This window comes from Alteromonas sp. MmMcT2-5 (assembly GCF_022348315.1).
Classification (GTDB): Bacteria; Pseudomonadota; Gammaproteobacteria; order Enterobacterales; family Alteromonadaceae; genus Alteromonas; species Alteromonas macleodii.
The window spans coordinates 1-14,632 of the sequence record NZ_JAKRFB010000074.1 but is presented as its reverse complement, the minus strand read 5'-3'; the positions used below and the strand labels follow the sequence as shown (position 1 = coordinate 14,632).

At 42.5% G+C, this 14,632-nt stretch carries 14 protein-coding genes; 6 read left to right on the top strand and 8 right to left on the bottom strand.

Annotation, left to right across the window (positions count from 1 at the left end; translation table 11 throughout):
• The 3 genes from MHN09_RS19495 to MHN09_RS19485 form a co-directional block, all read left to right on the top strand.
• The coding region (locus MHN09_RS19495; protein WP_239241748.1) for an IS5 family transposase at positions 1 to 544 on the top strand (544 nt) is incomplete at its 5' end.
• 900 nt (positions 545 to 1,444) lie between these two features.
• Positions 1,445 to 1,762, top strand: a complete 318-nt coding sequence (locus MHN09_RS19490; protein ID WP_069945574.1) for a hypothetical protein — start codon at positions 1,445 to 1,447, stop codon at positions 1,760 to 1,762.
• Positions 1,763 to 1,764: 2 nt separating this feature from the next.
• Positions 1,765 to 1,980 carry a hypothetical protein gene (locus tag MHN09_RS19485; protein ID WP_061093927.1) on the top strand — a complete coding sequence of 72 codons (216 nt, stop codon included), beginning with the start codon at positions 1,765 to 1,767 and terminating at the stop codon, positions 1,978 to 1,980.
• Positions 1,981 to 2,191: 211 nt separating this feature from the next.
• Here MHN09_RS19485 and MHN09_RS19480 read toward each other — a convergent pair whose 3' ends face one another.
• From MHN09_RS19480 to MHN09_RS19460, 5 genes are all read right to left on the bottom strand, one after another.
• Entirely contained in the window at positions 2,192 to 5,302 is a 3,111-nt protein-coding gene (locus MHN09_RS19480; RefSeq protein WP_061093928.1) for a CusA/CzcA family heavy metal efflux RND transporter, read from the bottom strand.
• A 60-nt stretch (positions 5,303 to 5,362) separates the two neighbouring features.
• Positions 5,363 to 6,298 (bottom strand): efflux RND transporter periplasmic adaptor subunit, encoded by a 936-nt coding sequence (locus tag MHN09_RS19475; protein ID WP_061093929.1) that lies wholly within the window; start codon positions 6,296 to 6,298, stop codon positions 5,363 to 5,365.
• Entirely contained in the window at positions 6,298 to 7,632 is a 1,335-nt protein-coding gene (locus MHN09_RS19470; protein WP_061093930.1) for a TolC family protein, read from the bottom strand. The genes MHN09_RS19475 and MHN09_RS19470 overlap by 1 nt, the downstream gene beginning before the upstream one ends.
• Positions 7,633 to 7,704: 72 nt before the next feature.
• Positions 7,705 to 8,100 carry a hypothetical protein gene (locus MHN09_RS19465; protein ID WP_004588585.1) on the bottom strand — a complete coding sequence of 132 codons (396 nt, stop codon included), beginning with the start codon at positions 8,098 to 8,100 and terminating at the stop codon, positions 7,705 to 7,707.
• On the bottom strand, positions 8,087 to 8,704 hold the full coding sequence (locus tag MHN09_RS19460) for a cation transporter (protein WP_015065928.1): 618 nt from the start codon (positions 8,702 to 8,704) through the stop codon (positions 8,087 to 8,089). Before MHN09_RS19460 ends, MHN09_RS19465 begins: the two co-directional genes overlap by 14 nt.
• 79 nt (positions 8,705 to 8,783) lie before the next feature.
• Here MHN09_RS19460 and cadR point away from each other — a divergent pair, with 79 nt between their 5' ends.
• Positions 8,784 to 9,173 carry a Cd(II)/Pb(II)-responsive transcriptional regulator gene (gene cadR / locus MHN09_RS19455; protein WP_015065929.1) on the top strand — a complete coding sequence of 130 codons (390 nt, stop codon included), beginning with the start codon at positions 8,784 to 8,786 and terminating at the stop codon, positions 9,171 to 9,173.
• Positions 9,174 to 9,496: 323 nt separating this feature from the next.
• Here cadR and MHN09_RS19450 read toward each other — a convergent pair whose 3' ends face one another.
• The 3 genes from MHN09_RS19450 to MHN09_RS19440 all read right to left on the bottom strand — a co-directional run bounded on the left by MHN09_RS19450 (position 9,497) and on the right by MHN09_RS19440 (position 13,357).
• Positions 9,497 to 10,444: an S-4TM family putative pore-forming effector gene (locus tag MHN09_RS19450; RefSeq protein ID WP_061093931.1), complete on the bottom strand. Its 948-nt coding sequence runs from the start codon at positions 10,442 to 10,444 to the stop codon at positions 9,497 to 9,499.
• Positions 10,444 to 11,436, bottom strand: coding sequence for a hypothetical protein (locus MHN09_RS19445; RefSeq protein ID WP_061093932.1), 993 nt, complete (start codon positions 11,434 to 11,436; stop codon positions 10,444 to 10,446). The genes MHN09_RS19450 and MHN09_RS19445 overlap by 1 nt, the downstream gene beginning before the upstream one ends.
• A gap of 811 nt (positions 11,437 to 12,247) precedes the next feature.
• Positions 12,248 to 13,357, bottom strand: coding sequence for a hypothetical protein (locus MHN09_RS19440; RefSeq protein WP_239241747.1), 1,110 nt, complete (start codon positions 13,355 to 13,357; stop codon positions 12,248 to 12,250).
• A 206-nt stretch (positions 13,358 to 13,563) separates the two neighbouring features.
• Here MHN09_RS19440 and MHN09_RS19435 point away from each other — a divergent pair, with 206 nt between their 5' ends.
• Both MHN09_RS19435 and MHN09_RS19430 read left to right on the top strand, forming a co-directional pair.
• Positions 13,564 to 13,968 carry a hypothetical protein gene (locus MHN09_RS19435; RefSeq protein ID WP_061095010.1) on the top strand — a complete coding sequence of 135 codons (405 nt, stop codon included), beginning with the start codon at positions 13,564 to 13,566 and terminating at the stop codon, positions 13,966 to 13,968.
• Positions 13,959 to 14,384, top strand: a complete 426-nt coding sequence (locus MHN09_RS19430) for a hypothetical protein (RefSeq protein WP_061095011.1) — start codon at positions 13,959 to 13,961, stop codon at positions 14,382 to 14,384. The genes MHN09_RS19435 and MHN09_RS19430 overlap by 10 nt, the downstream gene beginning before the upstream one ends.
• Positions 14,385 to 14,632 lie beyond the last annotated feature (248 nt).

Below are 14,632 nucleotides of genomic sequence, written 5' to 3'. Positions count from 1 at the left end.
ATTGCAAAAGTTATTTGAAAGCTTAGCCTCCGAGGGTGACCCAGAATGGTTGTTTCTTGATGGTAGTATAGTTAAAGCGCATCAGGATAGTAGCGGTGCTGCGGGTAAACAAGATGAGGCCATCGGAAAAAGTCGAGGTGGTAACTCAACGAAAATTCACCTTGCGGTAGATAGCGGTGGCCTGCCCGTTTATTTTGAACTATCCGGTGGTCAAGTGAACGACATCGTACATGCACAAAGTCTGATAATAAACTCCCCACAAGCCAATATTGTTTGTGCTGATAAAGGCTATGACAGTGAAGCTTTTAGAGCTTACGTAGAAGAAAGTGGAGCAGATGCCAATATTCCACGCAAACGAAATAACAAATTAGGTAATGACGATATGGACTGGTGCCTGTATCGATATAGGCATCTTGTTGAAAACGCGCTTTTGAGGATAAAAAGGTACCGGGCAATATCAACAAGATACGACAAGCTAGCTCGAAACTATAGCAGTACAGTCGCATTGGCATTCATGATGATGTGGCTACCAATGTACTGCTGAACAAATAATGTTCAAAGATCAACAGCCTCTAGTGTCATCGTTTCCATTTAAATGCTCGTCTTTATGGCTACGAGGTTATCGCCATGGATGATAAGGTTGTCATCAAATGAAGGTGGTTTACCTTCCAACGGTAACGATTTATCCTCAACCGCTCTTAGCTCACTAAACGGTACTCCCACGGCAGAAGTATAATATTTTAATGTTGTTAAATCTACCTGATGGAAAATTTAGATCTGTGAGTTATTTGAGCAATCCCAATTAATGCAGGCTCCGACCTGTGAGTTGTTTTAGCTGTAGTGGAACAGTGACTTTGGCCATGTAATTAGAGTTGTTGGACTGGCCATGTCATATTGACCGCTACATCTACGTCAACCACAACAGGCCGTTCGAGTAAGTGATTACACGAAAAAGCATTGAGGAAAAATAACAGTTTTATACTTATTAATCAGAATTTTAGTGTTAATAACAACTTTTACAGCAAAATGCAACTTGCGCGGAGATCTGAAAAGAGTAAGGAGTTTTATACTGTTACCAGAGGTTTACCTATGAACTTTATTGATGATGGCTTGATTTTGAAGTCAGTGGTCACTCAAGCAACCCTCTTACTGAAACCGAGAATTCCGGCGTAGGCAGGTGCATCAAGGAGCCTTCCCTTTGCAAGGTAACTGCTATTTTCACGGCTTCTGGGCCACCGACCTTGGGCAGTATTCGGCTTAACAAAGGTACGGTAGTAACGCTTATAAAACAGGCGCTGGAGTATGTAAGAGAGTGCATTGCTTTCGCTATGATGGCTTGCTCAAGCTTGGCGCAGTGAAAAAAGATTACTGACAAAAAGATCGATATTCAAAGTCAGTTCTTAGCTATGCTTGATAGATAACAACGCAACCAAAGCCGATGTTCATGCCTTATTGCCAAACTCACTTTCTCGCTGTAGCGCCTAAGCAAGTTGAAGACATCTTATCGTCATTTGCTAAGGAGAACTTTGTCGCTGGTCAGAAAGCTTACTGGCTAAATGATGGAGGCATTAACATCGACGCTGGTGAAAACGATATTCGGGCTTACTATTACGAGAATGAAGCAACTATAAAGTTCTTCTGTCGCGATGAGCGTAATATGACTATATACGATAGAAAGCTCAGAGCCTTTGCCGCCAAACATAGTGTCTCGCTTAATGAAGAAAGTTCTGGGTACTTATTTGATAAGCTTACCGGAAAATAATTATGATCAACTCACTTGATGTGCTGAAGTTAGCTAAACAGATCTCACGAGATAGTCTTTCTGATGCTCTCAGTCATGAACTGTTAACTCACGGGAATACGCTTTACGGTAAGCACACCGATTTCCCAAACTACATTGAACGCATCACGCCCAGAGGAAAAAAATCACTTGGGTTCTGGCGAAATGGTGAGTTCGAGGAAGTGATTTGCCTGCTATAAAAAACAAAGCCCCCGCTTAGAACACCGAGGGCGAATGGGTTGGGCTCACAAAGGTTAGATACAGATATTAAAATAAGCGAAACCATATCTATCCTTATCGTACATGACGTTAAGAATATGATTGTAAAGTCTATACTTAATAAAGAGTCAATAGGTACCTAAAAATCGTTCAGGTAAAACTTGGGCATTTACGAATAAATGCCCAAGAACACTACTGCTCCCCTTTACTATGCACGAGTCGATAGAGTACAGGCAGCACTACCAGTGTTAGCAAGGTTGACGATATTATCCCGCCGATGACCACCGTGGCCAAAGGCCGTTGCACCTCTGCACCTATGCCCGTATTGAGCGCCATGGGCACAAATCCAAGGCTTGCCACTAGTGCTGTCATTAATACCGGACGCAAGCGAATAAGTGCCCCTTCAACAATGCTATTCACTAATTCTCCGGTTTCTAGCAAACGTTGCTTGATGAAGGACAGCATTACCAATCCGTTTAATACGGCAATCCCAGACAACGCGATAAATCCTACCGACGCGGATATGGATAAAGGCATATCCCTTAACCAAAGAGACATTACACCGCCTGTTAATGCCAAAGGGATACCTGTGAAGATAATCAACGCATCGCGTATAGAACCAAACGCAATTACCAGCATTGTCAAAATCACAAACAACGTAACCGGTACCACAATAGTCAATCGTTGACTCGCACTCTCGAGCTGCTCAAAGGTTCCACCATAGTCGAGCCAATAACCAGCAGGTAAATCTACTTCATCATTGATTCTCGCCTGAGCTTCTTCAACAAAAGTGCCAATATCTCTGTCACGCACATTTGCTGTGACAACAATACTACGTTTGCCATTTTCCCGGCTTATTTGGCTAGGTACTTCTTTAAATGCCAGTGTGGCTAATTCGCTTATCGGTACATGCTCACCAGAGGGCGTGACGATGGGAACGCTCTCAAGCTGAGTGAGTTCATTTCGAATGTCGTCGCCATATCGCACGACAATCTCAAAGCGTCTGTCGCCTTCAAAAATCATTCCAGCGGTTTCTCCACCTGTCGCAGCATTGAGCCATAACTGCAAGTCGGCTATATCCAAACCAAAGCGTGCCAATTGATCAGGCTTTGGTGTGACGGTGAAGATTGGAATGCCTTCTACCTGCTCAAGCCTCGCGTCATCAGCTCCTTCAATCGTTGAAATAACGGTCAAAATGTCAGAAGCAGATGCAAAGAGCGTATCTAAGTCATCCCCAAATAGCTTTATCCCCAAATCTGCCCTTACGCCACTAATCAATTCGTTAAAACGCATTTGTATAGGTTGCGTAAATTCATAATTATTGCCGGGCAAAGTAAACAAGTCCTCTTCAAACGTTTCCACTAACTCAGCTTTTGTCATTGATGGATCGGGCCATTGCTCCCGAGGCTTTAAAATAACAAACGTATCAGTAATGTTTGGTGGCATAGGGTCGGTGGCGACCTCACCCGTACCCGTGCGACCGAATACCGTCTGTACTTGCTCATACTGCATAAGTTTCGCTTCAAGAGTTTTTTGCATTTCAACTGCTTGTTCTACCCCTGTCCCAGGGATCCGTATTGCCTGTACTAAGATATCACCTTCATTGAGCTGGGGAATAAACTCGGAGCCTAATTTACTGCCCATCCATAAACTGCCGACAACCAAAGCACTCGCTGCTACTACCACTAGCCATCTAAAACGCAGCGCTCCCGTTAAAACAGGACGATAGACTGCCTTTGCACCTTTAATAATTGGGCTTTCTTTTTCGCTAATTTTACCTCTCATGAAAATTGCTATCGCCGCAGGCACTACGGTAAAACAAAATACCATTGCGGCAAGCAAAGCCATTATCACGGTCGCTGCCATGGGGTGGAACATTTTACCTTCGACGCCAGTGAGCGTGAACAAGGGGATATAAACAATGGTAATGATCAATACACCAAACAAACTGGGACGTATGACTTCATTAGTGGCTTCATATACAACATTCAGTCTTTCTTTGAGCGGTAGAGTTGCGCCGTTTTGCTTCTGGGATTCGGATAATCGCCTGATACAGTTTTCAACAATGATAACTGCGCCATCGACAATCAAGCCAAAATCAAGTGCGCCTAAACTCATTAAGTTAGCAGACACATCGGTTTTGACCATACCCGATATCGTGGCAAGCATTGCCAGGGGTATTACAGCGGCTGTAATAAGTGCAGCTCGCACATTCCCAAGCAAAACGAATAGCACAACGATGACAAGTAAAGCGCCCTCGACGAGGTTTTTCTGTACTGTGTCGATGGTTTTGTCAACGAGGCTTGTTCTATCGTAAACCGCTTCAAGGATAACGCCCTCGGGTAAGCTTGTTTTAATGGTTTCGAGCTTACTGTCCACAGCTTTGGCGACCGTACGAGAGTTTTCTCCCACTAACATCATTGTCGTGCCAATCACTGTTTCTTGGCCATTTAACGTGCCGGCTCCAGAGCGCAGCTCTTTACCGAGGTTGATTTGGGCGATGTCTTGAATTTTTACCGGTACGCCATCAATGACCTTAACAACCACTTGGCCGATATCGTCGATGCCCTTCAGTTGGGCTTCCGATCTGATCAGTACTTGTTGCCCATTTTGTTCTACAAAACCAGCGCCTTGATTCGCATTGTTGCGTTCTAGCGCACTGAGAAGGTCACCTGTACTTATCCCAAAGTTTATCATTGCGTTTGGATTAGGATTCACATGATATTGCTTTTCAAATCCGCCTACCGCATAAACCTCGGTCACCCCCTCAACAAGCGACAATTGGGGCTTAACTACCCAATCATGGATCTCCCTTAATGCCATAGCATCATAGGGTTGACCGTTGTCCTGTCGCGCCTGAGGCTCAGCACTTAACGAGTACATGTAAATTTCACCCAAGCCTGTGGCGATAGGGCCCATTTCAGGGGTTAACCCTGTTGGCAATTGCGCCGCGATGGCGGTGAGACGCTCGTTGACGAGATTTCGTGCGAAATATAAATCGGTGCCCTCTTTAAACACGACTGTGACTTGCGACAAGCCATAGCGTGATATCGATCGGGTATACGATAAATTAGGCAAACCGGCCAGCGAGGTTTCAACTATAAACGTTATGCGTTGCTCAGTCTCCAAAGGCGAGTAACCTGGGGTTGCGGTATTTATCTGCACTTGCACGTTGGTGATATCAGGCACAGCATCAATCGGCAGTTGTTTGTAACTGTACATACCAAAAAAGGCGACAAACAAGGCGAACAACATCATGACACCACGGCGCTCAATCGACAGACGGAGTATTCGTGCAATCATGCTCTCACCTCACCGTTTTTATGGACTTGGCTTTGCTTTTGACAATAAATGCGCAGGTAATTAGTCATCATCGCCCGCCTCCATTTTTAATAAATCAGCTTTTAGTAGATAGCTATTTTCTACAACGACTTGCTGGCCTATTTGAACGCCCTTCACAATCTCTACTAAACGGTTGTCCGTGTTCCCAAGTTTTACTTGGCGGGGGTAAAATCGTTCCCCTTCTTTGACAAAAACAATGGTTTGCCCATCTAACTCTTGTATTGAACTTTTGGGGAGTGCCAGATTGACTTCTTGGAAACCAATCTGAATATAACCCTCTACCATAGCGCCTAAAGGCCAATAACCACTGCCATTATCAACGTTCACAAACGCGATAGAATAGGGTTTGTCATCCGGTGAGGACGTAATGTGGCTTATACTTGATTGTTGCTGCAATTCCTCAAGCCTTAAAGTGACTTCCATATCAGCGGCAATATGAGTACGTTGTTTGGGGAAAATAGCCAATTGAGCAATTGCGCGAGAGTAATTAGCAACAGAAAGCAGCACTTGACCGTTGGTGAGCTCACCATCATTGGCGTGTCTAGCTATGATTTTTCCAGACATCGGTGAGGTGATTGAGTATTGATTTAAACTCTCGTTTGACTCAATGATTGCCAGCGTGTCACCTTTTTCTACTTTATCTCCAATATTCACCATGATACGTTTTACAACACCGTCGAAGCGGGCACGAATATGACTCAGTGACGCAGGATCATGAACTATCCGCCCAAACGTTCTGGTTGTGAGCGATAATGATCCTGACGCGGCTGAAGCAGTCACGATATCGTGTTTAAGCATCCGTTCTTGAGATAATACTACGTACTCGGGTCTTTCTTCGGCTTCCTCATCGTCATCATCAGCCAGGGCGACAGTAGCAAACAATAAAGTAAGTAGCATGGCTAACACGCCAAGCAAGTAACGTGCGCTAGTGAGTAATGTAAATTGTGATGTATTCATTATTTTTTCTCTAGTAATTCTGATGATTGAGCAGACGTCGAGGGAGAGTCAGAAAACACGGGAATTCCCGTAAGTGCCTCTAGATCTGCGCTTCGAAGGTGGACTAAGCCTGCGGCTTTTATCAGTGTTCGTTGCATATCTATGAGTTGCTGTTGCGTTGTCACCCACTCTATATAGTTGTAGCGACCACTTTCATAGCCATCCCGCGCCAATTTCAATGCAGATTCCAATGTGGGAACGACATTGTCTTGAAGGGTCGTAACAGTGAGCAAGGCTTGGTCTTTTGCGCTAATGACTTGATTTAATTGGCGAGTGAGTTCACGAATTTTCGCTTGTTTTTGATAGTCGATACTGTCAAGCAATGCGCGCTGTTGTTCGTATTCTCCTAGATTCCGCTGCTTGGTATTTAACGGCACCGAAATACTGGCGACTAACGCTGTGTCATTAATTCCCTGCATTCTTCGGATACCGGCTTCCCACGCAATGTCGAACTGCTGACTGGCCTGAACCACTCTCAATCTGGCCTCTTGTACCCGATAGTTATCAGCATAAAGCAGAACGTGTGGATTGCTTTGAAGCTGTGAAAGCATATGTTCAAGTGATAGTGAATTTGGAAACGATAACAGTGTCCCTTCAACTTCCGCAAACGCAGCGTTAGTGTCACCCCACATGATGGCCAGGTCGCGTTTATACTCATTGAGTTTTTGTTCACTTATCAATAACGACAAACGCGCCTGCGACAACGCTGACTCTGCACGTTTTTTCTCAAGTGGTGAAGAAGCCCCCGCTTCAACCCGTGTAGAGACTGTCTGAAGCATTGTGCGAGCCAGCATTTCAGCTCGTTGCTCAGTCTTGTGCAACGCTTGTTGGACAATGACATTGATATATCGTCGAGTTGTTTCACCCAAGATGTCCAGCGTACGAATGCGCCGTTGTGTAAGCAGTTGTGCTTTTTTTGAACTCACCACATTCATTCGGCCGCTGACTTTATCTCCAAGCTCGATGACCGACGATAAGGTCAGTGTCAATTCGGCATCTTTGATACCAGACACTTCGCCTGTTCCCAACACATTTTCAACTTCAACCCCAACAGACATTTCAGGTCGTAAGCTGGCCATTTTTGATTCACCATCCAAAGCCGAAGATTTAAATTCGAACACAACTAAATCTGGGTTGTTTAATAATGTGCGTTTGAGCGCATTTTCAAGCGTGATTGAAGACTTTTGCGCATTGGCAGATTGAACAGATATGCTCATGGTTACCAGTGCAGCAGATATCAATTTCAGATACGCTGAGCTAGCTTTTTTTATGCCCAATGGGCGTGAAGAACTCATAAAAGAACCTTTTGTTCATAAGATAACGACATACATGGAAAGCACCCATGCAAACATATAGGAGGGAATGGATTAATGTTGAGGTGGGCGCAAAAGGCCTTCGACTAGGCCGTCAGTGACGTTGCGGGAATAACTGTATTGATTGGTATATAACGGTTTAGATACGTCATTTATTGGGTGTTGTGCCAGAAACTTAATCTGTCCACATTGACACAGCACACAATGGAAACACTTAGACTCTTCACTCGACGTATTATCACCAGCATTTACATTTTTTTCGGGAACATCATAAGTGCCTATCGACTTTGATTGTTCAGGGACTGACGATACCTCCGCAGGGTAGTCATCGCATTGAGCGGCGAACGAAAAGCCCGATTGACACATGAGCAAAGTAATAAGTAGCCATGCCAACCTACGCAGTTTTGATGTGCAATTAAAAATTGGCATTTTCTTATCAACTTTGCGCATTAAGCGCTCGCTGTCTTTCATTTCCAGCATCTTCGAGGATCATTTTTGCCCCGCGCAACACAACGCACGAAACTATCACACCGATAACCAGATCAGGCCATCGAGAATCGAGCCAAAACACCAAAACGCCAGCAAAGATAACACCTAAGTTGGCAATCACATCGTTGGCTGAAAATATCCAGCTTGCCCGCATATGCACTTCTTCATTTCTTTGTTTGCGTATGATCACAAGACAAATGACATTAGCAACCAGTGCAACTGCCCCCATAGCCATCATTAGTCCCGATACAGGTTCGCTACCGTAAATTGACCGTCTTACAATATCAATGATAATCAACACACCCAGTGCCATCTGAAAAAAGCCGCTAATTCTAGCCGCATTGGCTTTGTGCAATAGCGATTTACCAATAGCATAAAGGGCAACACCATAGACAACTGCGTCGGCGAGCATATCAAGTGAATCGGCTATTAATGCGGTTGAATCAGCAAGCAACCCGATCCCCATTTCTATAACAAACATTGTCGCGTTTATTCCCAAAAGCCAATACAAAACCTGTCGTTGAGACTGGTCTTTTATTTCAACTTCGCACCCACATCCGCTCATTAGAAACACACTCTTTACTGATGAATAGTATGAGTATAAAGTCTATACTTGGTATAGAGTCAACGGTTAGGAGAAAAAAATGAAAATTGGTGATGTCGCAAAGACGACAGGCTGTAGTATTCAGACCATTCGTTTTTATGAAAAGAAGGGGCTCTTGCCTGAGCTTAAGCGCTCAAGTGGAAATTATCGTGTCTACGACAAGGGGACTATTGAACAACTCCTGTTTATCAAACAGTGTCGTTCATTAGATATGTCTATCATGGAAGTAAAAACGCTAATGGACAGTCGTTCGAGGCCAGATCAGAGCTGTTCAAATATCAATACGTTAATAGCTAAGCATTTATCAGACGTCATTATTCGCATTGAAGAGCTAAACGCATTAAAGTCATCACTCGAAAATATGGCGTCATCGTGTGACCAAGACAAAACCATTAGGGACTGTGGTATTTTAAATTATTTACACACTTAAAATTGTAAGAAGAACACAATTTCACTGTGCGCGCTCACCTTAACTTGTATCTATCGGCTAACATTCGTCATTTGTGTAGATTTATAAGGCAAAAATCAATAGCCTGATATTCAGCGTTTGTAGTCTACCGTGTACGATTTTCTGCCATTGACCCGTAGAGATTTTTACAATTCGCACCGTTCTTTACCAACAAGTTTTATCTCTGAATCGAAAACGCTGAGCATTTATTTTACAGTCTCAGCGTACTAGAGACGTAGATATTGGCCACAAACTTCACTGGCAGCTCTCAAGTCTCGAGCTTTTTGGGTTTTCATTGGTCATCCTCAGGCCATTGCGGTTTGTGGCTCTAGCTCTGCGATCATTTCTTCAATGCTGTATTGTGCATCGCCTTCGAATTCATCTTTTTGCTTCCAATAAAATCGGTCTGATATAGGCCGGTTTGTTTTCCTGTGTTGATAGATTTCATTCTGTACTTCTCGAAGTTTCGCAATTGTAATACCTTGGCCTGTTGCATCCATCCAAGCGGACTCCAAGACTTCTTTCAACCTCGTCAGGTTTGCAATAGATTTGTTGTTATCAGAAATTAGCTTTAGAGAGAAACTTAGGATCGGTAGCAAAGGGCAAACCACTGCAAGAAGCAATGTCCTAAGAGATAAGTCTTGGGCCAATGCGACTATCAGTATGACTGTACACCAGAAAACCAATGCAATAAGAATGCGCCCATTTACCGCCTGTCGAAGAGATTTATCCCAATAAAGGTTCATTCGTTGACACAGCAGAACACCCTTGTGATGAGAGACGTCCTCAACTTTAGGGTTATACCAGTTAGTAAGGTGCTCCCTTTTGTTACCCTTTACTCTGTAAAATTTATTCTTAAGACTATATATAACCTCCGCATCTGGCGTAGTTCCGGCTAACGTTATGTTCCATGAAATCCCGAGAACATTAGTATCAAATCTCTCTTGAATCTTGGCTGCCAACTCTTTCCCAGAGTCGATTAGTTTGTTGAACAGGAACAAATCTGCAAGCGCTATCACAACGCAATAAAACGAAACGTATAGACTTATATCAAGTTGTGGTACTCCGATTACTCCAGTAACTAACTGGCTTTTCAAAGCCAAAGCGAGTACCCCCAATACAATCGACAACCAAACAGACAACACCACTTGTATAAAACTTACGCGTTTTATATCGGAATATTTCTGCCTGAATGCTGCGATCATATTGATAGAAACTTCTTGGTTTTGTTTCCTGATAATGTCATTTTCCATCAGCCGTACTCCGGAAAGTTATTACCAAAAATTTGTCGCCACTTATTAATACTTGCTCTGTGATCACCGTCGTTTTCTAAATTCCTTGCCTCTTTAGCTACTATGGCGTCGGCAGTGGCTTTGTTGTAGATTTTCTCACGCTCTTCATATAAAAGCTTGTCATTCAAGTTTGTCTGAATGCCTTTCGGGTCAGGAACATTTGCAAAAATATGATTAGCGATGTAGTCAAACACACCTGCCAATTCCATGTCTTGGAATTGAGAACAAGTGCCCTTATTTTCGAAGTAATTGAGCACCATGCACTCAAGAAGGTATGACCCCATAGATGGCATTGTTGGGCGTTTTTGCCAATACTTAACGAGCCTAAGCACGTTCAGCATATTACCGGAGCAAGACGTATTGATGTTTGTCACTCTATAACGGTCCCTTCGCGGATCTGTCTTTTTCCAATAGCCATTTCCATCGGGGATAATATAAAACGTTCTCCCTAACGCATCTTCAGTAGTGAAAAAACAAGGGACAATATCAAATGCCCAATCATAGGATTTTAGATTGAGGACAGCTGCTTCTTGGTTTCGCTTTATGGTCGCGGACTTGTATTGATCAATGTTTGACAGCTTCCTGACAAATTCATTTACTATCCGAATAGAGTTCAATGAATCAGCGGATGCGTGCCGGTAATGCTTATATGCATCGCAATCATCTGGTACATGAATGGTGATTTTGCCAAATCCATCCTCCGAGTATGAACACCCTTGCCCTGTAAGGGCAATCATCATGTCTATGTCATCGAGTGGGCGTATCTTTGTTCTTCTTGCAAAAGAGCCAAAGGAAATGTGCTTGTCGGTGTACAAGGGGAAAAAATTATCAAACGCATTTATTTTGCCGACCAACCAATCTCGACTTGACCGTGCACTTTTTGTTCTATATGAGTCGAGATTGACCGTCTCCTTCTGAAAAGCATTGAATGCTCCAGTTACTGATGTTGGCATGCGTGCTCCTTTAATTACTTCTTGTCCTTTACTAAATAGATATTGATATCTGCGCGCTTCGCGCTTCAGGTTTACTTTGGCAGTTTCTTTAACCAATTTGAAGTGGTTGGGATGAATAGCTACAAAATACTAGAAGCTTCCTTGCCGTTCTTTGTCAGACTTAATCGGGCTTTGGGCTGGAGTATTGTGAGGTTACGTTTGACCTTGTTCACCTAATAGTGTGAACCTATTAGTCAACTTTGTGCGTAAAGTAGGCATTTAGTATGGTCATGATGTGTCTGCTGAACTAGTGGCGTTTCACTCTGATGTGTTGTCTTTTTGAGTTACAGGTCAAAAATAAATAAACTGGCTGAGACTTTGATTTTACTAACCTCCCGGATGTGTGTGACGATAAAATCACGCTATGACATCAACGCCCGATCAGTATTTCATGCCAAAGTAAGGAGTGAGAATTTTGAATACGAGATCTCACCCTGAGATTAGGCTGTGAAGTAATGATATCCCAAAATCAAATCAGAATTTCACACCAAAGACAGGGATGGGAAAGCTGAGATCAAGATTTAACTTTAAATACAGAGGGCGATAAAGTCGCGTGGTAACTAAAGACCGACAGAATCGCTTGGTGTTAACACAATACCATGGTAGAGCTTAATCAGGTCTGACAGTTTGTTTAGTGCCGGTAGCTGCCGTTGGTACTGAAACTCGTGGGCGGCAGCTCCGTGAAGCGGACTTTCATGACTTGGCTTTTCAGTTCCAGCTTTGAGCGAATTGCGGATATTAAGTTTATAAATAACTCGGTTTACTTTTACCCTCAAAGTGATAGTTTTATAGTTGGTGCCTCCAAGTCAGATGCAGCTGCAATTTCGAAAGAGTAAGCGACGAGTTTTTTAGTTATTCCGCTACAATATTCAAGCATATCAAGAGAGTTTTCAGCATCTCTAGAACATTTTCGAAATTCTTTTTGAATCCTTTCTAGCTCTGAAAAATTACTTCTTGTCACTTCTCGTTCAAACCGAATTTCTTTAGGGTTTGCAGGTATGGGAGCTTTTATTCTTGCAACCTTTTTATCGCAAACAATATTAATCTTCTCGATAAAAATCGAAGATTGAAAACTTAGCTGAGATATCGGACATACGTGCGTTATTATATTTCTATAACTTGTTAGTAATTCGAGCCAGCCATTTTCTTCACTGGCAGTCAATATACCATTTAGTAAATTAGATTTTTTAGGCATATTTTTCAGTAACGAAACAAGCTTTGCATGGCTTGTTATCATTTTTTTCTGCTTTGGAAACTCTCTTGAAACTATAAATTCATTAACAGCTTCAGAAAGGTAATCCCTCAACGAGCAAGCATCGAATAAAAAATGTTGGAAGCTATCAAAAATATTAGAAGTATTGCTATCTGAAAACGAATTAACGTTATCAATTTCTTTAAAGTCTATAGAGGAAATTTGACGCTGATACGCCAGTGAAATTTTCCTTAGAGAATTTTCTAAGGTCCTGAGTTGCTGGGCTATACGTCCGGCTATATCTAGTATTTTCGGTTCTTGAGAGGTATAGGCATGGTGACAAACTTTTCGCCAAAACTGGTAATTTTCAAATAATCCATTTACGGCATGACTGGTTGGGCTGTTTACCATCCACTGAGGTTGCTGTATTCCTCTTATCTGATCCTCCGTCTCGTAGAAGTCTATGCCTATTATTTCTCCAAATCCAGATTTATCAAGAGCTAAAGCAATATCTCTGTAAGCAGTCAGCGTTATTTCGATAGCTTTAGAATCAAGGGTTAACTGTTTTAGCTTGATAATATTGGGGGTTTTGGGCGAATTAATAGCTGTCAAACCACCTTTCAAGTGAGCTACTCTCAATATTTTTGGCCAAAAAGTTTTATCAGATTCTTTTCTTGGACTTCCTTTCATATCTAGTTTCATAAAAATGGTTATAGATGGTAAGAATGAACTTAGACTAGACCTAAAATATTAAGCACAGTTAAACTTATAATCACTACCTCAAAAACTCAGCAGTAAGCTATTTTTCTTTACTGACATCAAATACTAGGTGTTGAGAATTTGCGCAATTGGTAGATAATACAAACATAACTTTTAATTGTAAACTCGGAGTCCTAATGACTTATGACGAACTAATGTCCGTAATTGACACATCTCAACAGGATGACTGGATCTTTAGCGATGAAAGAGGAAAATATACTTACAAAAAAGATCTGAATATCCGTATTGAAAGGCCTGATATTGATCACGATACTGATAAATTCTCTGGTGAAGAGTGGGCTACCGAACATCCTGATCCCGCAGCATATCGCGTTGTATATGAGATTTATTATGGGGCCTCATTTGTTGAAGAAATGTTCATGGTTTCTGTCGATGGTCATAGGGCCACATTACCACTACCCAATAGACAGACACTAACTATCACTCGCAAGCAATATCGATTTGCCAAAATTGTAGATCAGTTAGGCACATTAGATGAATACATGCGCCGTGCTGGCCTGGAGGTCAAGGAGTGCCCTTAGACTCTAGAAAAAAATCTGTTGAGATAGTAAAGCAGTCCAAACCCCGAAGTACCAACCACAAAGTTATAAGTCAAGATACTTTCTTAGATGGGTTCGTGTCCAAAGTGAATTATCAAGAGGAAGGTGACAGCCTCTTCCTTTGGGTAGTTTTCACAAGCAGATTTGAAAATCACGCCGAGAAAGAAAGCCAGTTGATACAACAAATGGATGCAGCAGTTGGTAAACATACTGATAAGTGGGGATTTTTAAAAATAATTTTTAATATAACGGGCTGGCTTGCTGTTATTTTAATTGGTGTTTCAGCATACCTTCTTATTAAGGAGAAAGAAGTGCCTGAGTTTCTAAAGGCCTCTTTTCTGACAGTTATAGGCTTTTACTTTGGTGGTTTGCTAAATGAGAAAAAGCCGTCCGACTAGGGGCAGTAGCGAGCAAAATAGGGACTTTAAGAACTTCCGTGCCAGTGGCTTCTCTTCACAAAGGAAAGGCCAGAGGGATGCTATAATTGATGTTCGCTCCTAACCAATGGCAGAAATTCAGGCTCAAAATCCTGACCGTCCGCTTGTTGTTGAGCGGACTTTGAATACTCTACTGAGAAGGCCTGCTTTGGCTAATAGCTGTCGGTGAGGTAATCGTATTAATCAAAACTATCAGTACAATTAGGTGT

What these genes read in the sequence shown, in the direction of transcription:
- MHN09_RS19490 (WP_069945574.1), top strand. Translation starts at nt 1,445, where the DNA reads ATGCCTTATTGCCAAACTCACTTTCTCGCTGTAGCGCCTAAGCAAGTT.
- MHN09_RS19485 (WP_061093927.1), top strand. Translation starts at nt 1,765, where the DNA reads ATGATCAACTCACTTGATGTGCTGAAGTTAGCTAAACAGATCTCACGA.
- MHN09_RS19480 (WP_061093928.1), bottom strand. Translation starts at nt 5,302, where the DNA reads ATGATTGCACGAATACTCCGTCTGTCGATTGAGCGCCGTGGTGTCATG.
- MHN09_RS19475 (WP_061093929.1), bottom strand. Translation starts at nt 6,298, where the DNA reads ATGAATACATCACAATTTACATTACTCACTAGCGCACGTTACTTGCTT.
- MHN09_RS19470 (WP_061093930.1), bottom strand. Translation starts at nt 7,632, where the DNA reads ATGAGTTCTTCACGCCCATTGGGCATAAAAAAAGCTAGCTCAGCGTAT.
- MHN09_RS19465 (WP_004588585.1), bottom strand. Translation starts at nt 8,100, where the DNA reads ATGCGCAAAGTTGATAAGAAAATGCCAATTTTTAATTGCACATCAAAA.
- MHN09_RS19460 (WP_015065928.1), bottom strand. Translation starts at nt 8,704, where the DNA reads ATGAGCGGATGTGGGTGCGAAGTTGAAATAAAAGACCAGTCTCAACGA.
- cadR (WP_015065929.1), top strand. Translation starts at nt 8,784, where the DNA reads ATGAAAATTGGTGATGTCGCAAAGACGACAGGCTGTAGTATTCAGACC.
- MHN09_RS19450 (WP_061093931.1), bottom strand. Translation starts at nt 10,444, where the DNA reads ATGGAAAATGACATTATCAGGAAACAAAACCAAGAAGTTTCTATCAAT.
- MHN09_RS19445 (WP_061093932.1), bottom strand. Translation starts at nt 11,436, where the DNA reads ATGCCAACATCAGTAACTGGAGCATTCAATGCTTTTCAGAAGGAGACG.
- MHN09_RS19440 (WP_239241747.1), bottom strand. Translation starts at nt 13,357, where the DNA reads ATGAAAGGAAGTCCAAGAAAAGAATCTGATAAAACTTTTTGGCCAAAA.
- MHN09_RS19435 (WP_061095010.1), top strand. Translation starts at nt 13,564, where the DNA reads ATGACTTATGACGAACTAATGTCCGTAATTGACACATCTCAACAGGAT.